21 protein-coding genes are annotated in these 24,342 nt (G+C 56.1%); 11 read left to right on the top strand and 10 right to left on the bottom strand.

Annotated elements, in window-relative coordinates; translation table 11 throughout:
• The 3 genes from B2R17_RS04215 to B2R17_RS04205 all read right to left on the bottom strand — a co-directional run.
• Window positions 1-968 (bottom strand): DUF58 domain-containing protein (locus B2R17_RS04215; RefSeq protein WP_286762984.1); only part of this gene is annotated, 968 nt, incomplete at its 3' end.
• 167 nt (window positions 969-1,135) lie between these two features.
• On the bottom strand, window positions 1,136-2,329 hold the full coding sequence (locus B2R17_RS04210) for a trans-sulfuration enzyme family protein (protein ID WP_286762983.1): 1,194 nt from the start codon (window positions 2,327-2,329) through the stop codon (window positions 1,136-1,138).
• A 1-nt stretch (window position 2,330) separates the two neighbouring features.
• Window positions 2,331-3,584, bottom strand: coding sequence for a trans-sulfuration enzyme family protein (locus B2R17_RS04205; protein WP_008655459.1), 1,254 nt, complete (start codon window positions 3,582-3,584; stop codon window positions 2,331-2,333).
• A gap of 418 nt (window positions 3,585-4,002) precedes the next feature.
• On the opposite strand from B2R17_RS04205, the gene B2R17_RS04200 reads away from it, so the two are divergent.
• The 6 genes from B2R17_RS04200 (at window position 4,003) to B2R17_RS04175 (ending at window position 11,341) form a co-directional block, all read left to right on the top strand.
• Window positions 4,003-5,361, top strand: a complete 1,359-nt coding sequence (locus B2R17_RS04200; RefSeq protein WP_286762982.1) for a hypothetical protein — start codon at window positions 4,003-4,005, stop codon at window positions 5,359-5,361.
• 224 nt (window positions 5,362-5,585) lie between these two features.
• Window positions 5,586-6,548 carry a tryptophan--tRNA ligase gene (trpS, locus tag B2R17_RS04195; RefSeq protein ID WP_008655455.1) on the top strand — a complete coding sequence of 321 codons (963 nt, stop codon included), beginning with the start codon at window positions 5,586-5,588 and terminating at the stop codon, window positions 6,546-6,548.
• Window positions 6,549-6,551: 3 nt separating this feature from the next.
• A complete protein-coding gene (gene acpS, locus B2R17_RS04190; protein WP_008655454.1) occupies window positions 6,552-6,929 on the top strand; it encodes a holo-ACP synthase in 378 nt (125 codons plus the stop codon).
• A gap of 265 nt (window positions 6,930-7,194) precedes the next feature.
• On the top strand, window positions 7,195-9,831 hold the full coding sequence (locus tag B2R17_RS04185; RefSeq protein WP_286762981.1) for a DUF1592 domain-containing protein: 2,637 nt from the start codon (window positions 7,195-7,197) through the stop codon (window positions 9,829-9,831).
• An 89-nt stretch (window positions 9,832-9,920) separates the two neighbouring features.
• Entirely contained in the window at window positions 9,921-11,108 is a 1,188-nt protein-coding gene (locus tag B2R17_RS04180) for a DUF1552 domain-containing protein (protein ID WP_286762980.1), read from the top strand.
• On the top strand, window positions 11,105-11,341 hold the full coding sequence (locus B2R17_RS04175; protein WP_286762979.1) for a hypothetical protein: 237 nt from the start codon (window positions 11,105-11,107) through the stop codon (window positions 11,339-11,341). The genes B2R17_RS04180 and B2R17_RS04175 overlap by 4 nt, the downstream gene beginning before the upstream one ends.
• A 193-nt stretch (window positions 11,342-11,534) precedes the next feature.
• Here the strand turns inward: B2R17_RS04175 and B2R17_RS04170 are convergent, their stop codons facing one another.
• Complete coding sequence (locus tag B2R17_RS04170; protein WP_286762978.1) at window positions 11,535-12,407, bottom strand: hypothetical protein; 873 nt, start codon at window positions 12,405-12,407, stop codon at window positions 11,535-11,537.
• 339 nt (window positions 12,408-12,746) lie between these two features.
• Between B2R17_RS04170 and B2R17_RS04165 the strand changes: the two genes are divergently transcribed.
• Complete coding sequence (locus tag B2R17_RS04165; protein WP_008664197.1) at window positions 12,747-13,241, top strand: fasciclin domain-containing protein; 495 nt, start codon at window positions 12,747-12,749, stop codon at window positions 13,239-13,241.
• Between the two features lie 64 nt (window positions 13,242-13,305).
• Here the strand turns inward: B2R17_RS04165 and B2R17_RS04160 are convergent, their stop codons facing one another.
• The 5 genes from B2R17_RS04160 to B2R17_RS04140 all read right to left on the bottom strand — a co-directional run bounded on the left by B2R17_RS04160 (window position 13,306) and on the right by B2R17_RS04140 (window position 18,992).
• Complete coding sequence (locus tag B2R17_RS04160; protein WP_286762977.1) at window positions 13,306-14,601, bottom strand: GNAT family N-acetyltransferase; 1,296 nt, start codon at window positions 14,599-14,601, stop codon at window positions 13,306-13,308.
• A gap of 82 nt (window positions 14,602-14,683) precedes the next feature.
• Entirely contained in the window at window positions 14,684-14,836 is a 153-nt protein-coding gene (gene ykgO / locus B2R17_RS04155) for a type B 50S ribosomal protein L36 (RefSeq protein WP_007327677.1), read from the bottom strand.
• A gap of 107 nt (window positions 14,837-14,943) precedes the next feature.
• Window positions 14,944-16,704 (bottom strand): hypothetical protein, encoded by a 1,761-nt coding sequence (locus B2R17_RS04150; RefSeq protein WP_286762976.1) that lies wholly within the window; start codon window positions 16,702-16,704, stop codon window positions 14,944-14,946.
• A gap of 64 nt (window positions 16,705-16,768) precedes the next feature.
• Complete coding sequence (locus B2R17_RS04145; RefSeq protein WP_007327679.1) at window positions 16,769-17,431, bottom strand: FHA domain-containing protein; 663 nt, start codon at window positions 17,429-17,431, stop codon at window positions 16,769-16,771.
• Between the two features lie 196 nt (window positions 17,432-17,627).
• Complete coding sequence (locus B2R17_RS04140; protein WP_286762975.1) at window positions 17,628-18,992, bottom strand: class I SAM-dependent rRNA methyltransferase; 1,365 nt, start codon at window positions 18,990-18,992, stop codon at window positions 17,628-17,630.
• A 179-nt stretch (window positions 18,993-19,171) separates the two neighbouring features.
• Here B2R17_RS04140 and B2R17_RS04135 point away from each other — a divergent pair, with 179 nt between their 5' ends.
• The 4 genes from B2R17_RS04135 (at window position 19,172) to B2R17_RS04120 (ending at window position 23,112) form a co-directional block, all read left to right on the top strand.
• Entirely contained in the window at window positions 19,172-19,447 is a 276-nt protein-coding gene (locus B2R17_RS04135) for a ferredoxin family protein (RefSeq protein ID WP_007333249.1), read from the top strand.
• A 139-nt stretch (window positions 19,448-19,586) separates the two neighbouring features.
• On the top strand, window positions 19,587-20,849 hold the full coding sequence (locus B2R17_RS04130; protein ID WP_286762974.1) for a hypothetical protein: 1,263 nt from the start codon (window positions 19,587-19,589) through the stop codon (window positions 20,847-20,849).
• A 91-nt stretch (window positions 20,850-20,940) separates the two neighbouring features.
• On the top strand, window positions 20,941-21,987 hold the full coding sequence (gene truB, locus B2R17_RS04125; RefSeq protein WP_286762973.1) for a tRNA pseudouridine(55) synthase TruB: 1,047 nt from the start codon (window positions 20,941-20,943) through the stop codon (window positions 21,985-21,987).
• A gap of 78 nt (window positions 21,988-22,065) precedes the next feature.
• Window positions 22,066-23,112: a DUF3500 domain-containing protein gene (locus tag B2R17_RS04120; protein ID WP_286762972.1), complete on the top strand. Its 1,047-nt coding sequence runs from the start codon at window positions 22,066-22,068 to the stop codon at window positions 23,110-23,112.
• 201 nt (window positions 23,113-23,313) lie between these two features.
• On the opposite strand, the gene B2R17_RS04115 is transcribed toward B2R17_RS04120, so the two are convergent.
• Entirely contained in the window at window positions 23,314-23,769 is a 456-nt protein-coding gene (locus B2R17_RS04115; RefSeq protein WP_286762971.1) for a hypothetical protein, read from the bottom strand.
• Between the last annotated feature and the right edge of the window lie 573 nt (window positions 23,770-24,342).

The raw sequence follows: 24,342 nt of genomic DNA, 5'->3' as shown, positions 1-24,342 counted from the left end.
TCGGGCGCGGCCGGGTTGTTCAGGCTCAAAGCACCACTGACTCCGCCTCCGCGACGCAACGCCACAAAACGTGCCAGTGCATCGACCACCGGCACGTCGGAGGTGATCAATGCATGGTCAACCCGGTTGCGACGACAGGCCGCTTCCAACGTTGAATTGTGACGCTGAAGTGACTCGATGTAGCGAGATCGAATCTGTCTCGAGTCAATGATTTCGCGATGATCAGTGTTTTCCAAGTCGCGAAATTCGATTCGGTCATGAAAAGGAAAGTCAATTTCGTCGGGATCGAGAATTTGTAGAAACACGACCTCTTGGCGTTGAGCTCGCAGAGAAGCCAGTGCCTTGCCCAGCGATTCCGGGTCGCCGAGGCCGTCGGATATCAGCACCACGAGCGAGCGTCGAGGGAGTTTCAACATCGCTTGGCGAATGACGGTTCCCAAGTCCGTTTCACCTCCACCCGAATCGCCCGCCAAAATCGCGAGCAGTGATTGCAAGTGGGAGGGCGTCGTCCGCGGAGGCAACGAGTCGCCGATGCGGTCGTCGAATGTCATCAGTCCAACCGCGTCTTGGCTGGAAAGCATCATGTACGCAATCGCGACCGCAACCGCGGTCGCGTAATCTTGTTTGCGTTTACCAATCGATGTGCTGGAGTCGGTCAGTTGCAATGCTCGGCTGCCGGCGTACTTCATGCTGCCGCTGCGGTCGACCAATAACGTGCACCGCAGATTGGTTTCTTCTTCAAATTCGCGGATGTAGAGTCGGTCGCTCTTTCCGAAGGCGCGCCAGTCGATGTTTCGCAGTTCGTCGCCGGGAACGTAAGGTCGGTGTTCTTTGAACTCGACGCTGGACCCTTTGTGGGGTGAGCGATGGCGTCCCGCGGTCAGTCCCTCGACCGCCTGCCGCGCGATCCATTGCAATGCAGCAGCTCGCGATGCATCGCGGGAGGTGAACAGATCGGGGAAACGCATGGTGGACGGAATCAGGCAGGCGGCAGGCGGGGGCGAATTCGCAGCCAATATTCTAGTGCAATCGCATCCGAAAGTCGCTGAGCAAAGCGAGCCCTCGCTGAGACGGCTCTCAGTGATGCGGCAACCTGATTCTGTCCTGGGCTAATTCCACCCGACAGACGAGGGGGCTAACCAATGATCGAGATCGCACGATCCAAATCTGCTTCCAGATCGGTAGGCGATTCCAGACCAACCGAAAGACGGATCAACGAATCGGTGATCCCATGAGCCGCGCGAGCTTCCGGTGCGTAAGAAGCGTGGGACATCGTGGCGGGCTGTTCGATCAGTGACTCCACCGCACCGAGGCTGACGGCCAAATGGAACAGTTCGGTCGATTGGCAAACCTCGCGAACTTGGTCCAAGGTGGCATCCAGTTCGAACGTGATCATGGCACCGAAGTGCGTTTCATCTGAGTCGCTTTGGTGTTGCCCGAACAATTGTCCGGCCAGCTCGTGCTGGTTGTGCGATGCCAAACCTGGGTAGAGCACGGATCGAACCATGGAATGGGCTTCCAACCACTTCGCCAATCGAAGTGCCGTTCGTGATTGCTCGCGAACACGCAGGTCGAGAGTCTTCAGCCCACGCGAAATCAGGAAACTGCTCATAGGATCGAGCACGGCACCGGTCGCGTTCTGGACGAAGTAAAGCTGGTCGTAGAGCTCGGAATCTGCGACCGCCAATGTTCCACCTAAACAATCACTGTGACCGCCCAGGTACTTCGTTGCCGAGTGCATCACGATGTCGATGCCGAAATCCAATGGCCGCAGAAGTGCCGGGGTGCCGAACGTGTTGTCGACGCCTGAAAGGATTCCTTTGGACTTTGCCAAGCGAGCGATCGCCGGCAAATCGGAAATCGTCATCCGAGGATTACCGATCGATTCGGTCCAAATCAGCTTGGTCCGATCGGTGATCGCGTTTTCGATTGCATCTAAATCGGTGACGTCAACCAAGGTGACTTCGATGCCGCTGCGATTGCAGATCTGGTGCAGCAATCGGTAGGCACCGCCGTAGATATCAGATCCCGCAACGACGTGATCACCGGATTCCAACAGCATGGTGACCGCGTGAATGGCGGCCATGCCCGACGAAAACGCCAGCGATCCGCAACCGTTTTCGAGTGAGGCGAGCGTGTCTTGCAGGCCAGTCCGAGTTGGGTTGCCGCTGCGTGAATAGTCGTATTGGCCCCACTCGCCCGCGCCGGGTTGGCGAAACGTGCTGGCGAAATGAATGGGCGGAACAACCGCGCCGGTTTGTGGATCCACTTCGTTGCCGACGTGAATCGCGCGAGTTCGAAACTTGTGGTTCGAGTTGGAAGAGCTCATCTCAGATCGCCGCCAACGCTTGATCCAGATCCGCGATCAAGTCTGCTGAATCTTCAATGCCACAAGAATATCGAATCATGTTGTCAGCGATTCCAAAGCAAGCTCGTTCTTCCGGGCTGTAATGGAAATAGCTCATCACCAGCGGTTGTTCGATCAACGATTCGGTGCCACCGAGGCTGGGAGCGATGCGAGCAATTTTGGCTCCGTCGACGACGCGTGACGTGGTTTTCCAGTCAGCGTCTTTGACCGTGAAAGTGATCAGGCCGCCGAATCCCAGCATTTGTTCTTTAGCGATTGCGTGAGTCGGGTGGCTTGGCAAACCCGGGTAGTAGACACGTTCAATCTTGGGATGCTGATGGAGGAATTCGGCCACGGCTTGACCGTTTTCGTTGTGACGTTGCATCCTCAACGAGAACGTTTTCAATCCGCGTTCGAGCAAGTACATGCTGTGCGGCGACGTCACGCTTCCCAAACAACCGCGGAGGGCCCGGATCGGATCCAGCAATTCTTTGCGGCCAGAAATGACTCCCGCCAACAAATCGTTGTGCCCGCCGAGGTACTTGGTGGCGGAGTGCCAAACGTAATCGACGCCGTGATCCAGCGGGCGAACGTTCAGCGGGGTCGCCAAAGTCGCGTCGATCAGCGTTTCGATTTCGTGTGCTTTGCCCAAAGCAACAAACTGTTCCAGGTCCACGCATGTCAGGTGCGGGTTGGTGGGCGACTCGCTGACCAGCATCTTGGTTCGCGGGGTGATCGCGGCTTCCATCGCGGCAAAGTCACCGGTCGGGACTTGTCGGGTGACGACACCGAACTTCGCCAAATGTTTGCCGCAGAATTCACGGCTGCGGTGGTAACACTGGTCGAAGAAAATGATTTCATCGCCGGATGACAAGCGGCTCATCAGCAACCCGACGATCGCCGCCATGCCGCTGGAATAAACCACCGCGTCTTCCGCATTGTCGAGTGCGGCCAGTTTCTGTTCGACCAAACGTTCGTTTGGATTCCCGTACCGCCCGTACTCTTCGCGTTGCTCGCGACCTTCGACAAAATCTAACAGTTTGTCAGTGGATTCGAACGTGAAAGTCGAGGCTGAGTAGATCGGTGCCGTGATGGCGCCCTCGGCGTGTTGTCGCGAAGGCGAATCGGGATCAATGTTCCCGTGAACGCACTGGGTCGACAAACCCGTGGAAGAAGGTCCCGCGGCGCGGGACGCATGGTCGGTCATTTCGACCGGATCGATTGCGATCGGTTTCATGTGTTGGCTTTTTAGCAGTGAGGCTGCAAGCGGCCGCAAATCCCTAAACAAACGTCACAGTGGAGGGGATGCGATTTCTCCACGACGTGCCTTCAGCCTAGCCACGGCGTCAGTTTTGGGCAACCGATTTTCTGCCTCGCTTTTTCGCCTTTTGGGGCGGACCGTATTCGGCACGCTCGCCGCCCGGAAGAGCTAGGCCTTTCTCCGGGGGGCCAATCTTCGAAACCGAACAATTCTCTGGCCAAAGTGGCGGTTCCAGGATCGCTGCTGTCTGAGCGTGGTTCTTGGTACACTTCAAAGCGCGGTTGCCGTCCAGATTTCCCGTTACGCAAACCTTTCCCGTTAGGCTGACGTTTTGTTCTCAACCTTTCTCACGACCGAATGGATTCGTTCGTCCGCGTTGGTGGTTGCAGTGTTGGTGCTGTCACCCACGGTCGCATGCGGGCAAGCCAGCGAAGCTGATTCGCCAACTGATTCCAATCCGCCCGCGGAATCGAGTGAGAGCGATCCAGGAACGGATCGCGTGGCGATGAAATCGTTTCGCAAGCCCCCGATGGACCCGGAGAAAATTGCCAGCGTCTTTCAGGCTCAGGCGGTCATGCCAGAAGACGTTCCGACGGTGATACCAGGGTTTGGCGAAGACCAATCGGACCCCGGAGAGCAGACGGAAGGATCAGGCGAGGAACAGGAAGTACAAATCAAGATCGCCGAATTGATCTCACAGCTTGGTGCACCCGAGTTTGCTGTTCGTGAACAAGCGACCGCTGGTTTGAGGAAGTTGGCTGATGACGCTCTCCCGGCCCTGCGAACCGCGGCGATCGAGCACGATGATTTGGAAGTCCGTCTTCGAGCGGAAGATGTTGCGACGGGAATCGTCAACAGTGCCGTCGCCGGACGGATCGATTCGTTTCTTGAGGGCGAGCCCGGATCGTTCGAAGGTTGGGAAGTTTTTCAACGGGTTTTGGGAGATGGACCGAGACTGCGAGAAGTCTTCGTCGAGATGATGCTCAGGCACGAAGATCTTGTTCAGGCACTCGAGGTCAGCACGGAGGCCAGGATGGCCGCTTTGGAAAAGGTGATCGCGCGAGTTCAGCGGCGTCAGTTGATCGAGTCGCAGTTGCCATCAGCACCGGATGTGATCGCGATGCTGCTTTGCTTCAACGATCCCGAATTAAAACTGTCGAACATCCACGAAGAAGCTTTGCTGCGGATGTTGCGAATGAGTGTCACGGCGGAGGTTCTTCGGGACGACCAGTTGGCCGAACCTTTTCGCGTTCTGTTGGCGGGGTGGATCCCGCGTTGCAACCAAGCGAGTCGGCCCGAGGTTTTATGGATGTCGCTGCAGAGAGATCTGGAACGAACGCTGCCGTTTGCGGAAAAGATTGTCCAGCAACCAGAATCTGGCATCGATGAAGTTGCCTTTTCGTTGCAGCTGATCAGCCGGTTTGGCGATGAAAACAACGTGGACATGGTGCGCGGGTTGTTGGGTGACGAGCGACCCGTGACGGATTTTGAGTTCATCGGAGACAGTCCAATCCAGGCTCAAGTGCGAGATTTGGCGGCCGCGACGATCATGATCTTGAAACGAAAGCCGCTCGATGAGATTGGATTGAACCCGAATTCTCTGCATCCAAAGACTGGCTTTGTCGCACGAGACCTGGGATTTCCAGCCAACGATCCTGAACCTCGTCGCAAGATGTTGGAAGCTCTGGATGAGTTGCTTGAGTCAGACGATGAACCCGCAGTGGATGCTCCGAGCGAAACTGAATCGAATTGATAGCCGGTTGGGCGACCATGAGCTTCGCATGGCACGCTGGTTGTTTCCGTTTGCAAAGACTGGTTTCGCGATCCCCGTCGCCAATCGCGATGAACGGTTTTGAATTTCGCGTCGAAGCCAATTCTTTGTCGGGGGGTGATCTCCCGAAGCCGTGAGATTTGGTTAAGTTGAGAGGTTCTGAGTTGCTTTCTTTGATCGAAATTTCTTCTTTGTTTGACTGACTTATGCGAGTGCTCTCGGGAATCCAGCCAACCGGTCGTCCCCACTGGGGAAACTACTTCGGTGCGATTCGCCAATACATTGATTTGCAAGAAGACAATGAGGGCTTTTACTTCATCGCCGATTTGCACGCCCTGACCACTGTTCGTGAACCGGAAGTGCTTCGCGAAAATGTGATCAATGCCGCGTTGGATTTGTTGGCGTTGGGATTGGATCCTTCCAAGGCCAACCTCTTCGTGCAGTCCGATATCCCCGAAGTAGCCGAGCTGACTTGGTTGCTGATGACGGGAACGCCAATGGGTTTGCTTGAACGTTGCCACGCTTACAAAGAGAAAAAGGCCAAGGGGTTGCCCGCTGACGCTGGCTTGTTCACTTACCCGGTGTTGATGGCTGCTGACATCTTGGCGTACGACTCTCAAATCGTTCCGGTTGGCGTGGATCAGGTTCAGCACATCGAAGTTTGTCGTGATTTGGCTGGTTCATTTCACCATGCGTTCGGCGAGACGTTTGTGTTGCCCAAGGCGAAGACACTGGACGTCGGCGCGAAGGTTCCTGGCACCGACGGTCAGAAGATGAGCAAGAGTTACAACAACACGTTGCCGCTGTTTGGCGACGTGAAAAAGATTCGCAAGCAAATCATGCGGATCGTGACTGACAGTCGGCCAATGGAAGATCCCAAGGATCCGACCGACGATCATTTGTTCCAGCTCTATCAGTTGTTCGCTGGTCCAGCCGAGGTCGAGGCCATGGCAGCGAAGTATCGCGCCGGCGGGTTTGGATATGGCGAAATCAAGAAAGCCGTCGCCGAAGTGAGCGAAGAGTACTTTGCCCCGGCTCGAGCGAAGCGTGAAGAGTTGGAATCGGACCTGGATACGGTACGAGATATTTTGGCTGAAGGTGCCAAGCGGGCTCGCGAGGTCGCGGCCAGCGTGGTTGACCGGGCCCGACGCAATTGTGGATTGCGTTAACCAATGGCAATCGTGGCAGTCGGGACGGAAATTGTTCAGTGTGCTCGGATCGCTCAAATGATTCAGCAGCACGGAGAACAATTTCTAGAGCGTGTCTTCACGGCAGCCGAGATTGACCACTGTGCTCAGCGGCCCGACGCGACGGGCCATTTCTCTCGCCGGTGGGCGGCCAAGCAAGCCGTCTTCAAGGCACTGCGATGTCATCGGCGAGGCGTCAGTTGGACTGACATTGAAATCGCGACGCATCCAAGTGAAGGCCCGTCGATTGAGCTGCATGGCATCGCCGCGGAGTTGGCGGAAGAAGCGGAGATTGATGCGATTCACTTGAGTCTCGGTGGGTGTCGCACACAAGCAATCGCCTACGTCGTGCTCTGCGACTGACTCGATTTTCAATGGCTCAAGCTCGATCTACCTCGGGCGAAACGACTGCCATAGCCACAAGTTTTTGAGGGCTCTCGTCTGTGCAGTGTTGCCGGCGCCTCATTACTGGCAACGTTCTGAAGCGTCTCTCGGTGGCCTCGTGCTGCCCGTTACCAGCAAATTGCGGTGTGCTGCGTTACAGTAGGGGGCGGTGTTGGCATCAATGCTAGCGCCTACGCCCTGCGAGCTAGCGGATCGATCAATGGTGAATGAGCGAAGAATCGCGATGGAACTTCGTTGGTGTGCCTTCGTTGCCATCACGTGTGGAGCAATCGTGCAGGTGTCTGCTCCACCAGCATCCGCGGCGGATGCGACGCGGGTCAGTGCTGGTCTCTCGGCGTTTTATACGTTTGAGGAAGGCGAAGGCGACGTGGTTAAAGATCGCAGCGGCAACGGGAAATCGCTGGATCTGAAAATTGAGAAACCATCCGCGGTGACTTGGAAAGACAGCGCCCTGGTGGTGCGTTCGGCAACCAAGATCGAATCGGTTCATTCGGCTACCAAGTTGGCCGAGCAGTGCAAGCGGTCCAACGCATTGACGATCGAAGCTTGGATCAAGCCAGCAAACACTTCTCAAAAGGGGCCTGCTCGAATTGTTTCGATGTCGAGCAACTCAGTTCAGCGAAACTTCACACTGGGGCAGGAGCGTGATCGGTATCAGTTTCGTTTGAGAGCAACGTCGACCAGCGACAACGGAATTCCTGATACAGGCAGTGGCAACGGAAAGGCCGAAACGAAACTCGCCCATGTGGTCTTCACTCGGGGAAGTGACGGCCGAGTGCGTTTTTATGTCGACGGCAAACAAACCGAGTCGAGGAAAGTGGCCGGGCGGCTGAGCAATTGGGATGTCGGCTTTCCATTGATATTGGCGAATGAGCGAAAGGCGGAGCGGCCTTGGTTGGGTGAGTTTCATCTCGTTGCGATCTATTCCCGAGCATTGAGCAGCGCGGAAATCTCGCAAAACTATTCCGCCGGTCCAAAAGCTGGTATCGACCCGCACGAAGCTCAACGTCGGGAACTAGCGAGAGCGGAGCAAACATTTGCGACCAAGGTGGCTCCTTTGTTCGCCCGCCATTGCTTGGAGTGTCACGATACCGGTTCGAAAAAAGGTGACCTGGATCTGTCTCGCAAATTAGCCGCGTTCGAGGGCGGCGAAAGCGGGAAAGTGATTTTGTCTGGCAACGCGGACGAAAGCCCGCTGTGGGAGCAGATTGTTTCCGGCGATATGCCGCCGCAGGGGCCCGGTCTTTCAGCATCCGATCAGGCTGTGATTAAAGAATGGATAGATGATGGGGCGGTTTGGTCGATCGAAATGATCGATCCCGCCGTTTACGCCTCCAAGCCGGGGGCAAGTGACCATTGGGTTCAGCGTCTCACCGTTTCCGAATACATCGAAACGGTTCGCAGTGCGGTTGGTGTGGATATCGCCAAAGAAGCAACGCGGTTGTTGCCGCCAGATCTGCGAGCCGACGGGTTTAGCAACACCGCATACAACCTGAGCGTGGACTTGAAACACGTGGAGGCTTATTCGCAGCTTGCGGAAATGATCGTTCAGCGACTGGATGTGCTCGAGTTCGCCAAGCGTTTTTCAAAGTCACAAAGTCTGAACACGGACGCCACGGCAAGAAAATTTGTCGCGGCGGCGGGTGAATGGTTGCTGCGTGGTCCGTTGGACGATCGCGAGGTAACCAACTACAGCGGAATTTTGACTGCGGTCGCAAGTGCGGGCGGCGACTACGAACAAGGTGTTGGGCTGATGGTCGAGGCAATGTTGCAATCGCCTCGGTTTATTTATCGCATCGAAACGCAGCCCGACGGAGGTGGAAACCAGCGAGTCACAGACTTTGAATTGGCGTCGCGGATGAGCTACATCCTGTGGGGCGGGCCGCCAGACGAAGCCTTGTTGAAGGCAGCTCGAGATGGACGACTCGCGGACAAAGATCGCTGCCAAGCGGAAGTGGAGCGAATGCTGATGGATCGACGAGCGGTCGAGCGGTCGAAGCAGTTCGCAGCCGACTGGTTGAATCTGGACCGGCTCACCAACATGCAGCCCAACCAAGAGCGGTTTCCTGAATGGACGCCGGAATTGGGGCAGGACATGCGTGCCGAAACGCTCGCCTTCTTCGAAGATTTGGTCTGGAAGCAAGGACGTCCCATGAGCGATTTGTTCGACGCACAGTTCACCTACGCGACTCCTCAGCTGGCCAAGCACTACGGTTTGAAGCCGCAGGAAGGTGGGCTTCGTCGATACGATCTGTCGGGTGAACCCGTCCGGGGAGGTTTGTTGACGCAAGGTAGCGTGCTGACGATTGGGGGCGATGATGCGTCCATGGTCACGCGAGGTCTGTTCGTGATGAGAGACTTGCTTCGTGGTGTGATCGGTGCACCTCCGCCGGGCGTCGATACGACGCCGGTGCCACCAAAACCCGGGATGACTCATCGTGATGTCGCTGAGGATCGAATTCAGAACGAATCGTGCGGCGGTTGTCACATCAAGTTCGAACCGCTCGCGTTTGGCTTGGAGCAGTTCGATGGACTGGGGGCGTTTCATCTCAAAGACGAGTTTGGCAATCAGCTTCGTTCAGAAGGTCAGCTCGTGGTCCCCGGCGAAGCAAAGCCGCAGCCATACACGACGCCCTCTGAGTTGATGAAGCTGCTGTCGACCAGCGACCGCGTTCGCGAAACTCTGACGTGGAAAGTGACACAATTCGCGATGGGGCGACCTTTGGGTGCCCGTGATGCAACCGAGGTACAGCGGATTCATCAGGCGGCTACGAGTGCGGGCGGTCGGTACGCCGATGTGATCACGGCGGTGGTGATGAGCGATCTGGTGCAGAAGACTCGATCGCAGGACGAACCGTAACCAAAGCATCTCAAGCAATTTGAATCAGCAGTCTTGGCCTGGGCGTTGTTCCAGGCTCACCTGTCCAAGTGTTTTCAATAGGACCCATCATGAAGAACAAACGGATTCACCGCCGCACGATGCTTCGAAGCGTGGGCGCCGCCACGGTTGGCCTACCGCTTTTGGAAGAAATGTTGACCTCGACTGCGTCGGCCGCGAATGCGACGCCGGAAATTCCGGTTCGTGCGTTCAATGTGTTCTTCGGTTTGGGCATTCCTGCGCCGTTGCAGAAGGAAGGGTTCCAAGGGGTTCTTGAGCCACTGCAGCCGCTAAGCAAGAAGTTGCTGATCATGCGTGAGGTCGATCAGGTTCGCTGCGACGAAAAAGGCATCAATGCACACTACGATGGCGCCACCGCTGCTTTTACCGCTGAGCCACCCGACGGCGAAGCCAAGTCCGGCGGGCCGTCCATTGACCAGGTGATTCGCCGCGCTCACTATCCCAACGGTCTGCCAAAGGGCATGGTGCCGACATTGGTCGGCGGTACATTCTTTCGCCGATCGCGGGTTGGGCGCTATGTCCATAGTTACAACATGGACGGAACCGTTGCGGCAACGATTCAGGAAAAGCCTCGCGAACTGTTTGAGCGTGTGTTTGGCGGCGTCGCTTTGGCGGGTGGCGATCGAAGTGAGAGATTGAAGCGAAGCGTGTTGGACACGGTCGTCGAAGATTATCGGCACTACACAGGTGCCAACTCGCCTTTCGGGGCATCGTCTCGCGCCCGCGTGGCGGATCACTTGGATCGCATTCGCGAATTTGAGCAGCGAGCGTTTGCGATGAAGCATCGGCAATCCAGCGGGCCGCAAATCCCGCCTCGTTCGATCATTCCGCATGGCGGACCGGCTGATCCCGGTGGCCAAGGCATCGATATCACGTTGGAGCAGCTTTCATCCGAATGGCGTTTGCTGTCGGACGTTTATGCGTTGGCCGTTCAGATGGATCGCGTTCGCTTTGGTGCACTGACGTTCCTGGCTGCTGGCGAACGAATTCGTCTTACCGGCGACTACATGTACAACGGTAAAAAGCTGTGGGAATTTGATGATGCGAAGCAGCAGAACGCCGGTGGTGACAAAGGCTGCAGTCACGAGTGGTGGCACAAGTTCAACGAGAAAAAGAAGAACGAGGCGCTCCGTGCTCATGCTCACATGAAGATGCAGGAGGTTGCTTACTTCCTGAGTGCATTGGATAGCGATGAGTGTAAAGAGCCGAATGGGCGGACAATTCTGGAGACTCGTTGATCACCATCTCAACCGAATCAGGAGATGGTCGCCACAACGATGTGAAGCGAGAGTTGTCGGGAGTTTTCCACTGCATCACCGGCGCCAATGGTCGCTTCAAGACGGGCCAGATCATCGACGTTGGGGCGGAGGGAATTGATGTCTACAACACGATGTTGGACGCCTTTGGCACCAAGGATCGGCTTGGTCCAAAGAAGCGGGATGCCCAGCAGATTGATTCGATTCGAGCCTGACGGTCGATTCGGCCGGAGCAGCCTTCGCTCGGGTATCAAAAAAACTTATCAAACAAAACTCAGTTGACCAATGAAACAAGCCGCATGTGGCAACACATGCGGCTTGAGTCGTTTGGGTTTCGAATCATGTCGACGCTCATGAATCAGTCACGAGCGAGGCGTTGATTGAAAGGAGTGTGGCTTTCAGGCGGGATCATTCTCCGCCGCGACCGCCACGTCCACCTCGGCCGCCACGCTCGCCGCCTTCTCCACCGCGTCCACCACGAGCACCGCGTTCACCGCCGCCTGCTCCGCCACGTCCGCCGCGAGCACCACGTTCACCGCCGCGTCCGCCACGAAGGGCTTCCAGGTCGAATGGTTTGCCCTTCATCTCTTCGAATTTCTTCTTTTGTTCGGTGGTCAGAACGGCCATCACTTCTTTTTCCATGTTCTCACGCATCGATTCCATCGCGGTTTGCATTTTTTCGCGATCGCGGCTTTGCATGATCTCACGCATTTCTTCACGCATCTTGGTTTCCATTCCTGAGCGGATTTCCGTCAGCTTTTTCTTTTGGTCTTCGGTCATCGTCAGGGCTTCTTGGACTTCGGGCGACGACAGTGCCATCAAGCCTTGCGCCTGGATGCCGATCTCATCGAGCCGTTCCATTTGCTCGAGCGTCAGGACTTCCTGAAGCTGCATGCGAGTTTCTTTTTCTTGCTCTTCACGCTGCGACTGCATCTTTTCGAAGAACTCGCGGCGATCTTCTTCCGATGCGTTGCGGAAGTCGAAGTCTGGTCGCGATTGCTCGCGGGCTTGTTCTTCCAGCTTTTTCAGGGCTTCGGTTTGTTGTTCGTCGATGCCGAGTTCTTCGCGAACTTTTTCAGCACGCAGCAGGCCGAGGGTGGATCCACCACCGCGACCGCCGAACATGGCGCCTCCGCCGCCGCCACCTGGAAAACCGCCTCGGCCACCACGGCCTTGGGCGTTCGCGATGGAGACCGACTGGAGCGTGAGGCCAGCGGCCATCGCCAGCATGGCAATGAAACGCAATTTAGGAGCGAATTGGGCTTGGGACAAACGGCTCATTGTTAGGCAACCCTTCGAAATGGTCAGATGAGAAGCGGGGGATCAGTCGTCACCAGAGCGAAAGTGCCGGGCGTACAAACTGAAACCAAAGTTGATTCAAAAGTTCTAACCCGCCATTTCCCTTGAGGTTTCGCAACATTTGCAATTTGTAGTCAAAGTTGAAACGCCCGCCCGGCCTCCCGTTTCCAAAAAAACTTTGCCGTTGCCGCTTGTCCGAAATGTACAGTCCAGCGATTCGCGAATCAGCCAATCGAGTGAGGCAGTTCGGCCACGGCCGTCGCTGGACTGCTTCTTTCAAGCTCGAGTTCCCACCTCCTGTACGAGACTTAGGATTTTACGATGAAGAAGATCATTTTGGCTGCATTGGCTCTGTTCGTTTTGCCCGCAACCGTGCAAGCGGATCACCACAACGAAACAGCGAAGAAGAACATCGTCGAAACCGCGGTTGCGGCGAAGTTCAACACCTTGGTTGCTGCGGTGAAAGCCGGCGGTTTGGTGGAAACGCTGAGCGGCGAAGGCCCGTTCACCGTGTTCGCGCCCACTGATGAAGCCTTCGAAAAGCTGCCTGAGGGCACTCTGGAAAGCCTGCTGAAACCAGAAAACAAGGATCAGTTGGTTGCGATCTTGAAGTACCACGTTGTTTCGGGAAAAGTTCCTGCGAAGACCGTTGTCACCTTGGATTCAGCTGAAACCCTCGGCGGTAAAGTCAGCATCGAAGTGAAAGACGGCACCGTGATGCTGAACGACAAGACCAAGGTCGTGAAGACTGATGTGATGACCAGCAATGGCATCATCCACGTGATCGATTCGGTCCTGTTGCCACCCAGCAAGTAAGCAGTGACCAACGCGGCAAACCGCCGCAAACTGAAATTGAAAATAGCTCGTCGGAAACGGCGAGCTATTTTAGTTTCTTGATGCCCGCCGATGGGTTGATCGTCCGAATTGCACGTTTCACCGTCTCTTTCATTGGGACGCGTTTGAGGGCCTGGACCATGGTGGCTTCCGCCGCGAAAGCGATTCGGTGCCATCTGGAGTCCGTGATCGTGCCATGGACAACTTGTGTCGTCGTGCCGGTCTGTTTTGTCTTGTACTGCTGCTCACCATAGCCCATGTCGACGCAGTCGATCCCATGCTGCGTCGCGGCCCGAATCGTTTCGGTGAACAAGGCCGTTCCCGGAGAGTATCGCGCGAATTCTGGGTCGTAGGTCGGGAACCAATAATGCAGTCGTCCGTGTTCGATCATTCCGATGTGGGTCGCAACGGGACGGTCGCCCGCCCACAGCACCGAGCAAATTCCACGTAGCGCGTCGCTGGAAAAGTCGTCACCCGCGACAGCCGAATCGGACTGCAGACCGGGTTGCGCGAGCGAGTTTTCGTAGAGGGTCGTGATGAGATCTCGGGTCCAATCGGGAAGGAACAAATCCAATATATGGGTGCGTTGATACTGGGCTCGTTTCCAAGCAACGGTTTGATTCAAGATTTTTGGACAACGGCAGTCCATCTCGAGCCGGACGGCTCCGATCTCGCGGCCAAGCTTGCGAGTCTTTTGACCCTGCTTGCCAATCGTTCGGTGTTCCTTTTCAAGGCGTCTGAGGTAGTCGCCCGAATCCCCTCCCAAGTCGGCCCGGAAAGCTTTGACTGATTGCAAGTGATAGCGGTCGACCCAGTCAGCATCGCTGCCGACGATCGCGTGGAGATTGAAGGCACGAACTTTTGCCGCTCGTGCGATCGCGGTCCAGTCGATTTCGAGACTGGGAATCGCAATCACGTTTTGAGCGTCGTTTAGAAAACGTCCCGCCGGAACGCCGACGCCGCCAACTCGATGGAAGGGAAAGAAACCCAGGGGAGTGCCGTCGCTTGATCGAAGGACGGCGGTCAGCACATCGCCTCGAACGGCGTTGACCGCCGCGGCGAAACGGGCCGCGAAAAATGGCGGCGCGAATTCATCTCGCAGGGCTCGGATCTGTTCCCATCGTTCGAGGTCGTCACACGACAGGCTGGCGAACTCGCAGACGTCAATCTGGTGGACGTCTTGGCTGTTCGCCATCGATGAGACGGCCGAATGGTTGACAGGGCCGTGATCCAAAGCTTTCGCCGCGGGCATGCGGGCTGCCCCCGGATCGGAATCTTCCGTCGAGCGCTCACCCGAACCGTTTGCCAGTGAATTACTGGGCGTCGAAGGTTGGGGAGTCATGGAAGATATGGGGCGTGACAATGCCGGTCTCATCGAAAAAGGTGCTGATACAAGTCACCCGGTCTTCGACGAGACGGATTGTCTAGCGTCGGGCTTTCTTGCTCTTAGCGCCGCCCTGACGGACCTTGAACTTTGGATTGCTCTTGCAAATCACGTAAATACGGCCGCGTCGCTTGACCACCTGGCAATCCGGGTGGCGGTACTTCAACGCTCCAATGCTACTAACGACCTTCATCCGATGCTACTCGCGGGTTAAATGTTGATGCCAAAAACCAACTTTGTTCGTCGGCAAACGGCAGAGAATAGCGAAAAATTAGCGCTCGACAACTCCAATCGTCACGCTCATGCCATTTTGGCAAAGGATTCTTGAAGGAATTCCAAGGGAAAGAGGCAAAACGAAAGTTCGCGGCTGCAGAGAATCTTTTCCGTCGCCGCTTCTTGGTCCAACCGTGCCAATTGACCGCGAGTTTCGCGACGTTGCTCGGTGAGTTGCAGGGTGATCTGAGCGTTCAGACGAGAGACCGAATGATGCCACTCCCGTCGACTTCCCGACGTTGGCATTTGGTCAAGCAGTTCGAGTTTCTGATCGCGGAGTGCTTTCTGATCCGAGTTTGAAGCGTCGAGCCATTTTTCGCCTTGGAACTGAAGTTCGCGTTCTTTCCGCAGCAGTTCCCGTCGCAAATCTTCGCGGGAATGGTCAGGTTCTTGGCCGGGCAACCGAATCGTTCCTGAGACGACTTGCAGTCCGGGCGGGGTGATTTGAAAGAACTGAGTGATGATGCGGTCGGCGAGCTGATCGTATTTTCCGCCCCCAATTCCGTGCAGAAACAGATCGCTGAGAACCAGCCGGGCAAACATCGTCGTCATTAGTGCCCGAGGACGGAGTTTGAATTCCGGAGAAGCCGCTTCGGCCAATTGAGTCGATGCGAGTTGACGGTCGATCGCAGAAACCTTGACCGAAATCGTTCCGGCGGAACCCGAGTTCGATCCAGCGTTTCCGGATGGGGCATCGCTGATGTGCCATTGGTCGCCCTCGCGGCGAACCCAGACGCCACGACGTTGCGGTTGGTTGTTGCCGTAGACCCACAGCGGTGTTTCGTACCAACCGTCTTGGAATCCAAGGTTGGGGACCGGATGCGCCGAGCTGCGGATGCCGTGCCAAGCACGGTAGTGATCGGCCGATCCGTTGTAGACCGCCTGGAATCGCTCGATTTCGTCGATGATTTCCATCACAAAGCGAGCGAACGGCAGGCCACGGACGGCGACCCCGAGAGGGATCTCGAGTGTCTGCCAATTCATTTCCGCTTCGAGAGCATGACGAGCCTGAGCCAGCGCACATCCGGCGATGCCACAACGAGCGATCGCTTCGCGTGCGTGCTTCCACAGAGCGGTGACGCACGGATCGGAAACCAGCGGTGCGATCAGGCGGCGGACGCCTGAATCGAAGTGATCGAACAGATCCTTGTCTCGAATTTGTGCTTGTTCAAACGGGAGCGTTTCACCGCCTTGGTCATACGGGACGCTCTGCCATGTCCCTCGAAGGGGAGCGTCCGCGTCATCGCCCGCTAGGTTGGCGAGTGGTCGCAGTTGAGGCACGCGAATCGATCTCGCGGCGGCCACATCGTTGTCGATGACCAGATTGATTGGCAACGCACAGCATTCGCCAGCGACTTTTTGCAGCGTGTGGTTTTTGAACCAAACCCCGGGATGAAACAGGGTTGGTTGGTGGCCCGCCATCGCGATAGGACGGCTATTGTTTTCGCCGGTGCCGATTGGTTGGTCCGCGCAGAACGAGGCAACGTCTCGGTAGGAAGAGGTGTAGCGTCGGGCATCGCCGACCAATTGTTCTCGAGCGACCTTTCGCAAATCGGACCAGAATGATCCGGCGGGCATTTCCGCATACGCGGTCGCGAGATTGTTTTTCAGCAGCAATTCCGCGTCGCAGATCGGCGGTTCGATCAGGGTTCCCAGGGTCTGGGTGGGGGCCCGCAACTCGCGATATTCGGTCGCGGGCGATTGGCCAGCATCAGTCGGGGACGAATTCGCGGTCAACGAAGTGGCGTTTTGAGCGGGCGGAGCGAGATTGGATTGGGAGGAGCTCAAAGTGTTCTTTCGTGGGTCGATGACTCGGAAGCGAATCGCTAGTCAGCCCGCGAGAACAGGTCGCTCAGGGCCACTGCGGATCGGTGATTTTTCGATTGAGGGTCGCCAGCCGCGATTGGACATCGAGCAGACGTTGCCAGGCAGCCTGCTGTAGCACGACTTGTTCCGAATCCTCTTGCGTGGTCGCAGATTCGATCAATCTTTCCAGTCGTGATTGTAGATAATCCAGGATTTCGCACAGTTGTGCTTTTTGGCCAGGAGTCAAATCGTCTGGAATTGCCGGCAGATCTTCCACATGCAACGCATCGACGGGAACGGGGGACTTTGGGTCCTGGCGAAGATCGACCGCCATCGATTCGTCTGACGACTTAACGTCTCGCTGAATCGCACCCTTGCTGCCACCGCCGATCGCCTGGAGCCGCGCCGCAATTTGTTCCTCGGAACCCAGCAATAAAAGGCTGCGGCCGACCGCAACCAAATCACCGTGTCGGAGGATCTTCAGTTGGCATTCCGTTCCATTGACCTTGGTGCCGTTCGTACTATCCAAATCGGTCAACACCAACCGCTCGTTATCCCTTTGGATCTTGAGATGGCAGCGACTGACACGCTCATCGTTGAGCTGAATGTCGTTCCCTTCCTCTCGCCCGATGGTCAGGGGAGGCTCGATCCCCTCGAAGACCTTTCCACGGTCGGCGCCGTGTAGGACTTTGATCGTTACGCTGGACACCGCGGGCCTCGATCTGGAGTGATGCTTACGATTGTTGGGCGTCGGAGAAAAGCAAGGCAAACGCCGAATGATTGAGCTGACTTCCAAGCCGTCACAAGTACACGTCCGTTATAGTTGAAATGCGCGTTCCGCGATCCTACCCCGCACCAAAATTCACCAAGATTCCGAAAGGAAAGATCGCATATTCGGGATCACGTTAAATCACCTGAACAACGATGCACTTCAAGTAGTCGCTCTCAGGGCAAGAGACCGCGAAGACGTGATCGGGTGATGGGCCACGACTTTCGAGAACGATCAGGTCGCGACCGCGCTTTCGCCCGACGTCGACCAGCATGTTCAAAAAGTCCGCTCGAGAGACTCGGCCAGAGCAGCTGCAAGTGACCAAAATCCCGCCCGGAGGCAGCAAATCAACCGCCGAAGCATTCAGCCGCGTGTAGGCTCGTAGCGCCGCGTTGGTTTGGTTGCGTGAGCCAGCAAATCGTGGTGGATCGAGGATGATCGCATCGAACTGTTCGCCACGTTCACGCCGTTCTTTCAGGTCATCGAAGCAGTCGCCTTGATCGAATCGAACGTTCGTCAATTGGTTGCGTTCGGCATTGCGTTTGGCGATGTCCAGGGCTCGCTCGCTGCTATCGACAGCAACCACTTCTTTGGCACCAGCCCGCGCCGCGGCCAGCGCGAACCCACCCGTGTAGGTGCAGATGTCGAGTACTCGCCGGTCGGCCATGTAGCTGGCTGCGGCGGCATGGTTGAGCTGTTGATCGAGATAGCCGCCAGTCTTTTGGCCGTCTTGCAAATCGATTGCCATCTCCAAGCCGTTGTGTTGGTACCACACGGTCGAATCGGCTTCGCTATCCAGGGTGGTGAGCGACTGAAGTTCAGCCAAGGTTTCTTCCGAGACGCCTTCGTGTTTGACGGTGGCGTCGTCCATCCGAACCAAGACTCGTTGGCAAGGCGTTTGATGGCGGGCCGCCGCGGCAGTGACCTCGCGAATCAACATTTCCGTTCGCGGAATCAGTGCTCCGCCGGTGATTTGGACGCTCAGACAATCGGCGTATCGGTCAACAATCAGGCCGCTCATCCGATCGGATTCGCTGAAGATCAGGCGTTCGCCACCTTGCGGGTTGGGCGAGCCGGTCAATCGTCGACGCGCAACGGCTTGCTCGATCCGTTCTGCCCACATTGCGTCATCAATTTGTTCTTCCGATGAAAACGCATAAAGCCGGATTCGCAGACGGCTGGCTGGGTTGATCAATCCGCGAGCGATCGAGTTTCCGTCGTAATCGAGCAAATCGATGATGTCACCGCACACCGGAAGTTGGCGATCGTTGGGATCCGATTCAGCGGCCTGCGGGTCCGTTTCGGCGGCGGCATTCTTGTCGGCAGGTTGTGACTGGCTGTCGTCAGTTTCGACCTCGGGAGTCATTTCGCGGAGCGTTGCGTGTGCTAATGCGTTGGCCATGACCCAAGGGTGTCGCGACAAAAACGGGTAGTGACGATTGGGACGAGTGCGAATTTGCCAACGGGCGGAAGAAGATTGCATCAGGTTGAAAGTGACCAAATTGTCGATGGAGGCGGGTTTGCCGGGGACGGCGGAAATGGCAAAATAGGCGAACTGCGAGGATAGTCGCTCAGAGCACGTTTGTTTTGATCGAAGTTACTGCCTTGCTCGAACCGATATAGTGCGAGAACGATTCAGTTGGGTCGTTCCATTTCTCAATCAAATTGGAAGGTTAGACCATGCACGTCGTTGCTGAACCCTGCTCGGGATGCAAGTACACCGATTGCGTCGTCGTTTGCCCTGTGGAGTGTTTCTACGAAGGCGAACAGATGTTGTATATCCACCCGGAAGAGTGCATCGACTGCGAAGCCTGTGTACCGGAGTGTCCCGTGGAAGCCATTTTCCACGAAGACAATCTGCCTGAAGAGTGGCAGAGCTACATCGAGTTGAACGCAGAGATGTCTGAAAAGACCGAAGTGATCACCGAGAAAAAAGAACCTCTCGCTGACAACTGATTCGTTGCTCTTGGAGCGAATGAACCTGTCTGCTCAACCGGTCCGCGAGTTCGATTCATCCATCGAACCGATTCGCGGGCCGGAAGTCAGACCATTCGTTTGAGCCACTTCATGGCACAATCATCCGAGCCAACGATCTGTGGTTGATTCCGCCGAATCCGAATCGCGGGAGCCTGCTCCCGTTCGGCGGACTGCTGGATGGATGCGCTGGGCCAAACGACTCATTGCAGTTCTGGTTGTCGTTGGATTGCTTTTGGCGGCCAAGGATGCGATCGAGCGTTGGCGAACCGAAGTCGCCGCGGTGCAAATTCGCGTCGACGCGCTCGATGAAAAGTTGCTGGCCACAAATCCGTCCGCATTCGATCAACCATCCGGCCAAAAATCAGTCGATACATCTTCGGCCGATCGGCAATCGCTGGTCGAAGAACGGACTCGGTTGCTGCAGTCTCTTCCGACGTGGCAGAACGTTTCTCTGGGATCGATCATCCTGGCGGCGATCTTTTACGCCGTTGGTTTGTTGCCACCGGCTTGCGTGTTGCATGGAGCCCTGCGCGGATTCCATGTTCCCTGTTCGTTGATGAGGGCCACTGCCGCTCAGTTGCTCGGCCACGCGGGGAAGTACATCCCCGGCAAAGCGATGGTGGTGGTGCTTCGTGTGTCCGCGGTGGTGTCGACGTCTAACACTGCCAGTTTGCCAGCCGTGATGGGAGACACCCCGTCGAGGCAGCTTCTGATCGGTCGGGCTTCCACATGCGTGTTTTTCGAAACGCTGTTGATGATGTCCGTCGGTGGTGCGCTGGCGGGATGTTTGATGTGGTCGACACCACTTCCTCAGTGGGTGAAATGGGCAGCGTCGGCGATGGCGGTGGCCGCTTGCATACCGACTCTTCCTCCCGTGATGCGCCGCGTCATCGAATTGGTGAGCAAGCGACGAGCTCGGGCTCGGTCTCGATCTGTTGAATCGACGGGTGAGTCGACCGGTGCGGCGCCAACTGCAGATCAATCAACCACTTCGTCCACCGCCGCGGCGGATGTCTCTTCCGCGATCACTTGGCCCCGGTTGATGTCGGGCTGGGCCTGGTCATTGTTGTCTTGGTGTTTGATCGGGTTGTCCTTTGCTTGCGTGATGAAGGCCATTCCCGCTTACAATGGATTGCCTGTTGGTCACGAGTTGCTGACCGTTGCCACCGCCGCCATCAGCCTTGGCATGGTTCTCGGTTTTGCGTCGTTGTTGCCCGGTGGCGCCGGCGTTCGCGAGTGGGTGACATTGATTGTGTTGGGAACCGTGACCGATCCCACTCACGCCTTGTTGTGCGTGATCACCGCGAGGATGCTGTTCATTGTCGTCGAGAGCATCTTGGCTTTGGTTAGTCACCTGTATCTGCGAGCCATTTCGGTTTGAACCGGGGGGAGCGTTTGGTTGTCCGTTCTTGGATGGCCCAGTGCTTTCTTATTTTCAATGTCGTTTTCATTCACTGAGTTGACGCGTTTTTATGGACCCTAACGGCGAACATTCCCCGCTCGGTTTTTTGCCTTGCTACAAACCGGCGGGCGCGACTTCAAGGGATTTGGTCAACCGCGCCCAAAGACGACTGCGCGGTGAATTCGGACTCCGCAAGTTGAAGGTCGGGCACACCGGAACACTTGATCCGTTGGCGGAAGGGTTGGTGTTGCTGGCGATTGGATCGGCGACACGTTTGACACCTTGGGTGCTGCAGCACGGTAAACGGTATCTCGCTGATTTTAAACTCGGTGTATCGAGCGAGTCAGGCGATTTGGAATCCGAGGTGATCACGCAGACGGACGTGAAGCTGCCCACTGCGACGGAGATCCAGCAAGTGCTGAAGGACTTTCACGGCGTGGTGGAGCAAATCCCGCCGGCCCATTCGGCGATCAAGGTCGACGGGCAACGGGCTCACAAAAGAGCACGTCGCGGCGAAGATTTCGAAATGCCCAAGCGTCGAATTCTCATCGACTCGGTGAAGCTGATTTCGTACGAGCCACCGATGATGCGATTGGACGTTCGTTGTGGATCGGGGACTTACTTGCGGACGCTGGGGATGGATGTCGCTGCCGCTTGTGGATGCGCGGCGGTGATGACCAAGTTGATTCGAAACGAGGTCGGGCGATTCACTCTGGACGACACGCTCGATTGCGAGTTCATGTTCGATGACGATGACCGCGAGAAGAAGTCCCCCGAACCGATGCTGAAATACCTCCGACCGCCGATTGAGGGCCTGACGCACATGCCGGCGATCAACCTGGACAAGCAGCAAATTGGCATGCTTCAAGCTGGAATACGGATCGCTGGGACGCCTGAAACGCCGGCTGAGCCATTGCCCGAAGAGTGGATTGGCTGCATCGATCAAGTCGATACGTTCGATCGAAACACCGATGTTTCGGATTGCATCGGAGTCGATCGTTCGGACGCTTCCTCCGGCCCCTGGGGGGGATTGGTCTCGATTCTTCGTCCTCATGGCAAATTGTGGCACCCGCTGAGAGTGTTTCCCACGACGGAATCAATTACCCTACGTGGCTGATTTCCCGCTCCGCCGGGTTCCCTCCTTTCGGATCGGTTGCCGTTCCGAGACTCACTTCCTCCCTTTCACCTCCCCGCCATGAACAAAATTCGTTTTGCCACGCTTTCTCTTTTCGCAGTCGCGGTCGTTGGACTCGCCGGTTGGAAATTGGCGGCTTCTCCCGCCGAACAAATGCAAACCTTTGCCGTCGCGTTTTTGGACACGCTGACAACTGAACAAAAGGCCGACGCTGTGATGGCGTTTGATTCGCCCAAACGAGTCGGCTGGCACTTCATTCCAAAGAAAGAACGCAAAGGTTTGATGCTCGAGCAGATGAACGATGCTCAGCGAACCGCCGCTTTGCGTCTTTTGCGTTCCGCACTCAGCGAAGCCGGTTACAGCAAAGCCAACCGGATCATGTTGCTGGAAGAAGTTCTCAATGAAATGGAAGCCGGCAAAGGAACTTGGGAACGAAACCCACAGCGTTACTACGTCACATTGTTCGGCGATGTCAAAGCGGAAGGCGAAGACGCACGATGGGGATTGTCATTCGAAGGGCACCACTTGTCGCTGAACTTTGTTTGCCGTGGTGGAAAGGTTGTTGATTCCACACCGCAGTTCTTGGCGACCAACCCAGCGGTTGTCAAAAACGAAACCAGTGTCACGCTTGGCAAAGGCACCGCCGTTCTGAACCAAGAAGAACAACTCGCGTTCAAGCTTGTGAACTCGTTGGATGCAAAACAGCTTAAGGTCGCCCGCATCGCCGAAGAAGCTTTGGGAGAAATTCGATTCGCCGGTGAACCTCAGCCCGAAGTTGGGGAACCCGAAGGGATTGCCTACTCGAGTTTGAATCCGGATCAGCAAGAACAACTTCGTGAGGTGGTCGATTTGTATGTGCAAGTCGCACCCGAAGAAGTCGCAGCCGAACGTTCGCAACAGATTGAGTTAGACGGTTGGAGCAAGGTGCACTTCGCCTGGGCCGGAGCTCTCGAGCCAGGCATCGGCCACTACTACCGCGTTCAAGGCGAACGATTCTTGATCGAGTTTGTGAACACGCAAGCCGATCCAGCCGGCAACCCAGCCAACCACATTCACTGTGTCTACCGCGACTTGTCCGGCGACTTTGATTTGCCGGTCGCTCCCTGATCGACGACGCTTTCAATGCAGGCTCGCTCGTCATCCGATCGGGTCTCGCGAGCCATCCAAGCCGTTTCAGCGTCAGCGATCACCGCTCACGCCGAAGCGGCTTTTTTTCGATGCGAACGAGAGGGGAACTGTGCTCACGAATCCGGTGATTTGCGGAATACGTTTGCGATCCTTCGGACCGAAAAGTGCTAGTTTCATGCACTACTTGTTCTGCGTTGCCCGCGGGTGATTCCGGCAATCGATATTGCCGGGTCTCGCGTCCCAATAGAAAATTCCGAATTGCTCAAGCGACGACACGGCTGAGTCAACCAAGTCCCAATTGCCTTCGAACATTTCTGCTCGCTCTTGCTCGTAGTATTCCATCACCAATTCAGAAAAGTCCGGCCGGTGGTTGATGTAGGCTTTTCCAAAATCGAGAATAAATGGAGGAGCTACAATCGTCATCTCGACGACAAGAAGGTCTGAATCGCTGTCTATCAAGTGAGGGATCGTGAATCCGTCGATCTCGTAGACTTGATTATCCCGAAGAATTTCATAGCAACTGACTTCCGAATTGAAGTTTCGTTCCCGGTCGAATACCTTGATCGCGGTTTCATTATCTGTAGGCCAGACAGACCCCTCTTGGCCCATCCCCAGCAGATTGCCAAAATCAGGCACTGAACATCGTTCTCTGCAGTACGCCGACGCTCGTTCCTCTGATGTCAACTGATCCATGGTTAGAAAACGAAGTCCATACTCGGCACAAGTCGTGATCAAGTTGTTTTTGGCCGGTCAAGTCTACTCATTGGCACAAGTTGGTCCTGACTTCGTTGTGCTGCGAGAATTCCCAACGCAGTCTGAAAAGTCCAATACGGGCCGGCTTGACGTGATAATTGACGATCGGGTCGCTACGAGCAAACCAGTTTTTCTACCACAGGGAATAGTTTGCGGATCAAAGAAGGCAAGCTACTTCTGAGCGCCAAGGTCTTTCCACTGCACGCGGAAACGGTTTCTTGATCGCACCCTTTCACGATGCTTCTGGCTTGTTGGGTGAGAATCTGCCAGTACCGATTTGGTCAGTCGCGATTCTAGGGTGGATCGGTTACTCCGAGTGTACGTTTCACCAGCGAGGTCCAAGCCGATCCCTACGTTCATAACCGTGCACCAAGTTTTAGGTGCACTCCAGTACCGGGGATAACGATACGCGGCCGAAAGTGGAAACCAGCGATGAATGATCCGAACCACGAGAAC

This window comes from Rhodopirellula sp. UBA1907, assembly GCF_002337565.1.
GTDB lineage: Bacteria > Planctomycetota > Planctomycetia > Pirellulales > Pirellulaceae > Rhodopirellula > Rhodopirellula europaea.
The sequence above is the reverse complement of the archived record's forward strand: the minus strand, read 5'-3'. Positions and strand labels throughout refer to the sequence as shown.